Below are 6,290 nucleotides of genomic sequence, written 5' to 3'. Positions count from 1 at the left end.
TACCAGGCCTGGCAGGCGCAGTGGAATCAGGCGATGGAGCAGTTGGTGTTGTCCTACCGCGCGATGGCGGGCACCCATGAGAACAACACCACCTCGATGCTGGCCCGCGACCAGGCCGAAGGCGCCAAGTGGGGCGGCTAGAGACCGCAGTCGCTACGGCGTAAGCACGATCGAGCCGACCGTTTGACGGCCCTCCAGGTCGCGGTGCGCCTGAGCGGCCTCGGCTAGCGGGTAGCTTCGGCTCACCGTGACGCTCAGCGATCCGTCGGCGATCGCGGCGAACAGTTCGCCTGAGCGCCAAGCGAATTCCTCGCCGGTGCGGGTGAAGTGAACCAACGTCGGCCGGGTCAGGTAGACCGATCCGGCCGCGTTGAGCCGCTGAGGGTCGACGGGTGGCACCGGTCCGCTGGATGCGCCGAACAGTGCCAGGGTTCCCCGCACCGCGAGGCTGGCCAGGCTGGCGTCGAACGTGCTTGCCCCGACGCCGTCGAACACCGCTGCCACGCCGACCCCGCCGGTCAGTTCGCGGATCCGTTTGCCGAATTCGGCCGCATCGTCGCCGGGGTAGTCCAGCACGTCGGTGGCACCGGCCTGCCGCGACAGCTCGGCCTTCGCCGGCGTCGACACCGTCGTGATCACCCGGACGCCCAGGTTCGTCGCCCACTGCGTCAAGATCAGCCCCACCCCGCCGGCTCCAGCATGGACCAGCACCGCGTCGCCGGACTGCACGGGATACACCGAGGTGATCAGATAATGCGCCGTCATGCCCTTCAGCAGAGCTGAGGCGGCCACGTCCAGTCCGACTTCTGAAGGCACGTGTGCGACCAATTGCGCTGGCGCGGTGCTGAATTCGGCGTACGAACCGGACGCTGCCGCGGTCACCACCCGGTCGCCGTCACTCAGCCGTGTCACGCCGTCGCCGACGGCGGCCACGGTTCCGGCCACTTCGGTGCCCAGCACGAACGGCAGATCGCGAGGGTAAGTCCCGGAACGGAAATAGGTTTCGATGAAATTCACGCCGATCGCTTCGGCCTTGATCAGGACCTCACCCGGCCCCGGCGACGGTTGCGGCCGCTCGACATAGCTCAGAACTTCCGGACCGCCGATTTCTGCGACTTCGATTGCCTGCATGGTGACTATCATCCGCATGCATGGAGTCCGCATGAAGTTGGCCCGGCCCGACATTCGCCATCCCCGGATTGTGCTGGCCGGTTCGGCGGACGGCGACGATGCCGGCCTGGTGGCTGCACTGCGCACGCGCGGTCTGCATGCGCACTGGTTGCCCTGGGACGACCCACGCACACTCGACGCCGATCTGGTGATCCTGCGGGACGGCAGCGATCACGCCGAGTTTTTGGCGTGGACGAAGCGGGTGCGTAATCTGCTGAACGCTCCTGACGTCGTCGCTTGGAACACCGGTCGGCGCCACCTGCGTGACCTTGGCCGCGCCGGAGTGCCCGTGCTGCGGGGCCGCCGCCCGTCAGACTCCGCGGTTCGCACCGCGCTGGTTTTCATCGGCGGCATCCAGTCCCACGCATTCGTCGAGAATTTGCCGATCGAAGCCGATTTCGAATTGTGGGACCTCGGACAGGCTGCCCTGCAGGCAACCGTCGACCACCTCGGTGTCGATCTCGAGGAACTGCTGTATGCCCGCGCGGAGGTCATCGAAGAATCCGGTGATGCCGAGCTGGCAGAGCTGAATCTGGTTGCCCCGTCCTTGGGTTGGCGACTACTCGACGACGACGCCCGCGACGACGCGCAGCGTCAGTTCGCCTTGTGCGTCGAGTCAGCCCTGGACCGGTTGGGGCTCGGCCCGCTCTCGCATCGAGGCCCATAAGGCCGCGGTCGCCGCCGTGCATATCGCCGCCCCCGCGACGTGGACGGCGACCAGCGCCGCCGGAACGCCGGTGAAGAACTGCACGGTCCCGACCGCTGCCTGACCTACGACCGCCATCAGCAGGACGCCCAGCCGCAACAGGACCGGCCGCGGCGCATGCACCGCGAGCAGCCCGAAGCCCAGCCCGACCAGCAGGGCGAGATACGCGATCAGCAGCGACGAGTGCGCGTGCACCAACGTGGTGATCTCGATCCGCAGCCGCGGCACGGTCCGACGCGGGCTGGTATCCCCGGCGTGCGGTCCCGCGGCCGTGACCAGCGTGCCGGCCACCAGCACGGCGGCCAGCGTGAGTGCGCTGAGCAGAGTGAGTGCGCGTAGCGGCTTGACCACTTGGTAACTGATCACCCCGTCGTCAGGCTCGCCGACCTTGACGAACAGCAGCACCGAGAGCCACACCATCGTCATCGAGGTGAGCAGGTGAATGGCCACCGTCCACCACAACAGCCCGGTGCGGACGGTGACCCCGCCGATCACTGCCTGCACGACCGTCGAAGCCGGCATCAACCAGGCGTAGAGCAGCACTTCGGCTCGGCGGTGGGCCCGGTAAACCACCAACACGGCCAGCGCCGCGGTGAGCACAACGGCGAAGGTGATCATCCGGTTGCCGAATTCGACGGCCTGGTGGATGCGAGGCACCTCGGAAACCGCGACCGGGGTGAAGCTGCCCGGAAAGCATTGCGGCCAGGTCGGGCAGCCCAGTCCGGAGGCGGTGACGCGGACGATCGCGCCGGTGACGGCAATGCCACCCTGGGTCAGGATCACCGCCGCCGCGACGATCCGCTGCGCCCGCATGCTGGGCTCGGGAAGCAGGTCCACCAACCGCCGCAATGCTCGCCCGACAGCCATCGCCCGATCGTAGGGCAATGAAAACTACGTCCCGTAGTAGGGCGGGGTCGGGTGGACTGTCGCCGCGAGCGTGAGGCCAGCTTCACGCTGGCCGTCGAACGTGAAGCCAACGTCACGCTCGGCCGCGGCGGGTCAGGTGAAGCGGAACCAGCGCAACGCGGCCAGTCCGGCCAGCGTGCCCCACGCAACAAGCACCAGCACACCGAACCAGTCCACCGACAGGCTCAACGCGCGGGACAGCGCCTCGGTCAGTGCCCCCGCCGGGGTGAGCCGTGCCGCCCATCTGACGGCCGAACCGACCAGCCCGGATTCGATCGTCAGCGCACCGAGTCCGGCGAAGACAAACCACAACAGGTTGGCCACCGCCAGCACGATCTCAGCGCGCAGGGTGCCGCCAAGCAGCAAACCCAGCGCCGCGAAAACCGCGGTCCCCAGCGCAATGACCGCCGCGCCCAACGCCAGACCCGCCGGAGGCGGCCGCCAACCGAGGGCAAAACCGATGGCGCCCAGGATGATTGATTGCAGGAACACGACGGTGACGACCGCCGCCGATTTGCCCGCGATGATGCCCCACACCGGCAGTGCTGTTGCGCCCAGCCGTTTCAGCGCGCCGTAGCGCCGGTCGAAGGCGACCGCGATGGCCTGGCCGGTGAACGCGGTCGAGATCACCGCCAGCGCCATGATCGCCGGAACGAAGGTGGCGGCCCGGTTGTCGCCGAACGACCCGAGCGGCAGCAACGTCAAACCGATGAGCAGCGTGATCGGGATGAACATGGTGAGCAGCAGTTGCTCGCCGTTACGCAGCAATAGTTTCAGCTCGAGACCGAACTGCGCGGCCAGCATCTTGGGTACCGCGGCGGGTCGCGGGTCGGGCGTGAACGTGCCTGCGGGGAAATGGTTTTCGGTCATGAGCGCAACTCCCGGCCGGTCAACTCCAGGAACACGTCTTCCAGGCTGCGCTGCTCCACCCGCAGGTCGGTCGCCAGCACGTTGATCTGCGCGCACCATGCCGTCACGGTGGCCAGCACCTGCGGGTCGATCGGGCCTTCCACCAGATACTCGCCCGGCATCGCTTCGGAAACCTGGTAGTCCTCGGGCAGCGCCGACACCAGCAGCGTCAAGTCGAGTCGCGGCGGCGCGCTGAATCGCAGCTGGCCTTTGGCGCCGCTGTGGGTCAACTCGGCCGGCGTTCCGGCGGCCACCGTCACACCGTGGTCGATGATGACCAGGCGGTCGGCGAGCTCCTCGGCTTCCTTGAGCTGGTGGGTGGTCAACACCACTGTCACGCCGTCGCGGCGCAGCGCATCGATCAACTCCCACACCAGGATTCGGGCCTGGGCGTCCATGCCGGCGGTGGGCTCGTCGAGGAAGACCAATTCGGGCCGGCCAACCAGCGCGCAGGCCAGCGCGAGCCGCTGCTGCTGCCCGCCGGAGAGCCGTCGGTAGGTGGTGCGGGCCGCGTCGGTCAGACCCAACGTGTTCAGCAGCCACGCCGGATCCAGGGGGTCGGCGGCGTACGAGGCCACCAGGTTGAGCATCTCGCCGGCCCGGGCCGCGGGATAGCCGCCGCCGCCCTGCAACATCACGCCGATCCGTGCTCGCAACCGGGCATTGTCGGCGATCGGGTCCAATCCGAGGACTTCGATGATGCCGGCATCGGGGCGGACGAACCCCTCGCACATTTCCACGGTCGTCGTCTTGCCGGCACCGTTCGGGCCGATCAGCGCCAGCACCTCGGCGGCATGCACGTCGAGATCGAGGTGAGAAACGGCGGTCGTTGCGTTCGCGCCCGAGCCGTACTGCTTGCACACCCCGCGCAACCGCACGTGGATGTCTGAAGCAGGGCTCACGACGATTGAGCGTAAGCGCCGGGCAGCGGAGCGGGCTGCGGGGTCTGGCCGGTCGGGACGGGATCATCGCCCGCCTCCTCGGGCCCGGGTCCCTCCTCGGGCAGCGGCCGCCACGGCAATCGGTCGTAGGTCACCGCGATGAGCAGCAGCACGATGATTGTGCTGGCTACGGTGGCGTCCACGATCTGGAACAGCGCAAACCGGTCGCCGTTGGCTGTCGGGCCGAAGATGCCGACGACGATTGTCACGATGATCACTGCCATCCGGAAGCCCGGCCGGGTGGCCCAGGCCGCCAACGGGATGATGGCCCACAACAGATACCAGGGCTGCACCACCGGAAACAGCAACACGGTGCCGCCCAGCGCGACGCCGAGTCCACCGACCGGATGCAGACGGCCACGCAGCACGGCGATCAGCAGCCAGGCGACCATCACCCCGATGATCAACACGCCGATGCCACGGGTCAGCGACAGTACCGCGGTGGTGTGATCACCCAGGCCCAGCAGAATCCCCACCTGCCCGGTGCCCAGCGCGATCAGCGTCGGCGGCGACATCCAACTGCGCACCACGTTGGCGGTGCCCAGCGTGTAGATCCAGCCGAACCCGAGCCGGCTGGCCGAGCCGACCGCGGCCATCACGGCCAGCGACAATCCCGCCATCAGGCTGCTGGCCAGCAGGAACGACTTGAGAGTGCCGCCGTAGCGCTGCGCTAACGCCATCGTGACGAAGCCCAGCGCCAGCAGCGAGGGCAACTTGATCTGCGAGGACAGCACGATCAAGATCGCCCCGGCCAGCAGCATGCCCAGCGGCGCCCAATCCGCTCGGTGTCCACTGGCCCGCGGCCATGGTCGCGGCCACAGCGGGCGCGCGGAGTCGATACCGCGCAGTGCGAACTCGGTGCCGGTCAGCATCAGCCCGAGCATCGGCGCCTCGTTGTGGATGCCGGCGACCAGATGCATGATCAGCAGCGGGTTGGCGGCGCCCAGCCACAGCGCGCTCACCTCGGCGACTCCGCAGCGCCGGGCCAGCCGCGGGGTCGCCCAGACAATCAGGCCGACGCCGATCAGCACTATGAGCCGGTGACACAGCACGGCCGCGACGATGTTCTCGCCGGTCAACGCGGAGATGCCGCGCCCGATCCACAGAAACAGCGGGCCGTACGGGGCCGGGGTCTCCCGCCACAGGCTGGGCACCGAGAGCGTGAACACGTGGCCCAGTCCCAGCCCGGACGCGGGGCCCACTTTGTAGGGGTCGAGCCCCTCCAGGGAGATCTGGCTTTGTGCCAGGTAGGAGTAGACGTCCTTGCTGTACATCGGGGGCGCGGGCAGCAGCGGCAGCACCCACAACCACAGTGTGCGATCCAGCTCACCGCGGGACATTCGGCGCTTGCCCAGCGCGAACCGGCCCAGCATCAGCCAGGCCAGGGCCATCATCACCGCGCCCGTGGTGGTCATGGTCAGCGACACCGTCTGAATCCGCGACGGCAGGTTGAGTAGCCGAACCCCGAAGGTGGGATCCTGGACCACCGGCCGTGCCCCGGCCCCCAGCGCGCCGATGGCCATCAGCACCGTGCCGCTGGCGCCGAACAACCGGGTCCGGCGCAGCGCCATCAGCTCGGCGTCGTTCAGCGGCGAGCCGACGGCACGTTCGTCGCCGTGCCATCCGGCAATCGACGTGCTGAGAGACCGCAGGCGCAG

At 68.3% G+C, this 6,290-nt stretch carries 6 protein-coding genes and 1 pseudogene; 2 read left to right on the top strand and 5 right to left on the bottom strand.

Annotation, left to right across the window (positions count from 1 at the left end; genetic code table 11):
* Positions 1-141 (top strand): annotated as a pseudogene (locus VN856_RS24900) (WXG100 family type VII secretion target); the annotation flags it as partial.
* Positions 142-153: 12 nt separating this feature from the next.
* Here VN856_RS24900 and VN856_RS24895 read toward each other — a convergent pair.
* A complete protein-coding gene (locus VN856_RS24895; RefSeq protein WP_325694304.1) occupies positions 154-1,131 on the bottom strand; it encodes a quinone oxidoreductase in 978 nt (325 codons plus the stop codon).
* Between the two features lie 31 nt (positions 1,132-1,162).
* Here VN856_RS24895 and VN856_RS24890 point away from each other — a divergent pair, with 31 nt between their 5' ends.
* The gene (locus tag VN856_RS24890) at positions 1,163-1,837 is read left to right on the top strand and encodes a hypothetical protein (RefSeq protein ID WP_325694306.1); all 675 of its coding nucleotides are present in this window, start codon (positions 1,163-1,165) and stop codon (positions 1,835-1,837) included.
* Here VN856_RS24890 and VN856_RS24885 read toward each other — a convergent pair.
* From VN856_RS24885 to mptB, 4 genes are all read right to left on the bottom strand, one after another.
* On the bottom strand, positions 1,787-2,761 hold the full coding sequence (locus VN856_RS24885) for a COX15/CtaA family protein (protein ID WP_414687042.1): 975 nt from the start codon (positions 2,759-2,761) through the stop codon (positions 1,787-1,789). The two genes, VN856_RS24890 and VN856_RS24885, sit on opposite strands and share 51 nt — an antisense overlap.
* Before the next feature lie 114 nt (positions 2,762-2,875).
* On the bottom strand, positions 2,876-3,652 hold the full coding sequence (locus tag VN856_RS24880) for an ABC transporter permease (protein ID WP_325694301.1): 777 nt from the start codon (positions 3,650-3,652) through the stop codon (positions 2,876-2,878).
* A complete protein-coding gene (locus tag VN856_RS24875; protein WP_325694299.1) occupies positions 3,649-4,593 on the bottom strand; it encodes an ABC transporter ATP-binding protein in 945 nt (314 codons plus the stop codon). The genes VN856_RS24880 and VN856_RS24875 overlap by 4 nt, the downstream gene beginning before the upstream one ends.
* Complete coding sequence (mptB, locus tag VN856_RS24870) at positions 4,590-6,290, bottom strand: polyprenol phosphomannose-dependent alpha 1,6 mannosyltransferase MptB (protein WP_325694297.1); 1,701 nt, start codon at positions 6,288-6,290, stop codon at positions 4,590-4,592. The genes VN856_RS24875 and mptB overlap by 4 nt, the downstream gene beginning before the upstream one ends.

Source organism: Mycobacterium sp. (genome assembly GCF_035603715.1).
Lineage (GTDB): Bacteria > Actinomycetota > Actinomycetes > Mycobacteriales > Mycobacteriaceae > Mycobacterium.
The sequence above is the reverse complement of the archived record's forward strand: the minus strand, read 5'-3'. Positions and strand labels throughout refer to the sequence as shown.